This is a genomic window from Kitasatospora sp. NPDC127116, assembly GCF_042677365.1.
GTDB lineage: Bacteria > Actinomycetota > Actinomycetes > Streptomycetales > Streptomycetaceae > Kitasatospora > Kitasatospora lactacystinica.
In genome coordinates this window covers 1-2,115 of the sequence record NZ_JBHXTL010000289.1, presented here as the reverse complement: position 1 = coordinate 2,115, position 2,115 = coordinate 1, and the positions used below count along the sequence as shown (strand labels likewise).

Annotated in this window: 2 protein-coding genes; one reads left to right on the top strand and one right to left on the bottom strand. The window is 76.0% G+C overall.

Annotation, left to right across the window (positions count from 1 at the left end):
* Nucleotides 1-34 precede the first annotated feature (34 nt).
* Entirely contained in the window at nucleotides 35-664 is a 630-nt protein-coding gene (locus ACFVHV_RS43700) for a TetR/AcrR family transcriptional regulator (protein ID WP_359911128.1), read from the bottom strand.
* Nucleotides 665-814: 150 nt separating this feature from the next.
* Between ACFVHV_RS43700 and ACFVHV_RS43695 the strand changes: the two genes are divergently transcribed.
* The gene (locus ACFVHV_RS43695) at nucleotides 815-2,035 is read left to right on the top strand and encodes an amidohydrolase family protein (protein ID WP_359911130.1); all 1,221 of its coding nucleotides are present in this window, start codon (nucleotides 815-817) and stop codon (nucleotides 2,033-2,035) included.
* Nucleotides 2,036-2,115: the final 80 nt, after the last annotated feature.

Sequence of the window (2,115 nt, the reverse complement as noted above, 5' to 3'; positions counted from 1 at the left end):
ACCCGTGACCGTACGGGTGCCGCCCCTCGGCGTTTCATCGGTCCGACCCGTCCAGCAGCCCCGACAGCACCGCCGCCGTCGCCGTCAGCAGGTCCTCCGCGACCGCGCCGCCCGCCGCCGTCCGGGCCAGCAGTCCCTCCCGCGCCGCCAGGACCACCGTCGCGGCCTGGTCGGCGCTCGCGCCCGGGGGCACCAGCTCCGGCAGCGCCCGCTCCAGGACCTCGGCCAGCGCCCGCGCGACCGCCCGGTCGTGCGCGGCGACCTGCTCGGCCAGTGCCGCCGTCCGGGCCGCGACCAGCCGGAACTCCAGGAACAGCAGGATCCACCCGGACTCCGTCGGCTCGACCCGCAGCAGCGCCTCGACCAGCCGCCGCGCCCGCTCCCGGGGCGCCAGCGCCTCGCAGGCGGCGGCCAGTTCGGCCAGTTCGGCCATCCGCCGAGCGGCCTGGTCGTCGAAGAGCGCCAGCAGCAGCTCCTCCTTGCCGCCGAAGTTCGAGTAGAAGGCGCCTCGGGTGTAGCCGGCGGCGGCGCAGACGTCCTCGATGCTCGTCCGGGCGAAGCCGACGGAGAGGAACAGCTCGCGTGCGGCGGCGAGCAGCCGGGCCCGGGTGTGGACGCGGCGTCTGGGTGGTCGGGGGGCGGTATCGGCGGGGGGCGGTTTCACAGCAGCACGATACATGGTGTATTCAGTACGAGTCGTATTCAATACGAGCCGTACTGAAACGAGGGCCATCATCGTGAGCGAGCGAAGCGAACGAACCGCCGAGAAGTGCGCGTGGGCGAGTGCCCCCGCCGGGCGCGGCGAGGTGGGCGCATGAGCCGCCTGCTGATCACCAACGCCCACCTGCTCCACCCCGAGGACGGCACCCGCACCGACCTCGGCTGGCTGGAGGCCGCCGACGGCCGGATCGCGGCCACCGGCACCGGCCGCCCGCCCACCGCCGCGGAGGACGTCCGGGTCCTCGACGCCGCCGGCGGCACCGTCCTGCCCGGCCTGATCGACGCCCACGTCCACCTGCTGGTCACCTCGCTCGACCTGCACGACTTCACCAACTGGACCCCCGGCTACGCCACCGTGCGCGCCCTCGCCGAGGCCGAACGCATGCTGCGCCGCGGCTTCACCACCGTCCGCGACGTCGGCGGCGCCGACCACGGGATGGCCCGCGCCCTCGCGGAGGGCCTGGTGCCCGGCCCGCGGCTGCTGCACGGCGGCAAGGCGCTCTCCCAGACCGGCGGCCACGGCGACCTGCGCCCGCTCGGCGACGACTCCCTGCCCTGCTGCGAATCCCGCCCGCACTTCGGCCGGATCGCCGACGGAGTGGACGCGGTGCGGACCGCCGCCCGGGACGAGTTCCGCAAGGGCGCCCGCCACCTCAAGGTGCTGCTCTCCGGCGGCGTCGCCTCCCCGCACGACGAGATCGGCGCCGTCCAGTACAGCGAGGAGGAGATCCGCGCGGCCGTCGAGGAGGCCGAGAACCACAACCGCTACGTCACCGTGCACGCCTACCACCCGCGGGCGATCGACCGCGCCCTGCGGGCCGGCGTGCGCTGCGTCGAGCACGGGAACCTGCTGGACGACGGCACGGTCGCCCTGCTGCTGGAGAAGGACGCCTTCCTGGTGCCCACCCTGGTCGCCTACGAGCAGACCGCCCGGGCCGGCGCCGCCTCCGGCCTGCCGCCCGCCTCCCTGGGCAAGCTCGCCGAGGTCCGCGACCGGGGCCTTGAAGCGCTGGAGCGCGCCCACCGCGCGGGCGTCAACCTCGTCTACGGCAGCGACCTGCTCGGCCCGCTGCACCCGGCCCAACTGGAGGAGTTCACCCTGCGCGCCCAGGTCCAGCCGGTCGCGGACGTGCTGCGCTCGGCGACCACCACGGCGGCCCGGCTGCTCGGCCTGGCGGGGGAGATCGGCACCCTCGCCCCGGGCGCCCACGCCGACCTGCTCGTCCTGGACGGCGACCCGCTCGCCGACCTCGCCGTGCTCACCCGCCCCGACCTCCACCCGAAGCGGGTGGTCAAGGCCGGAATCCCGGTCTGACGGCGAAACGGCGGGGGGGGGGGCCGGGGGGACCCCCCCCCCCCCCCCCCCCGGAGGGGGCGGCCCCCGGGGCGGGGGGC

Coding starts and splice junctions, on each gene's coding strand:
- ACFVHV_RS43695 (WP_359911130.1), top strand. CDS start 815: ATGAGCCGCCTGCTGATCACCAACGCCCACCTGCTCCACCCCGAGGAC.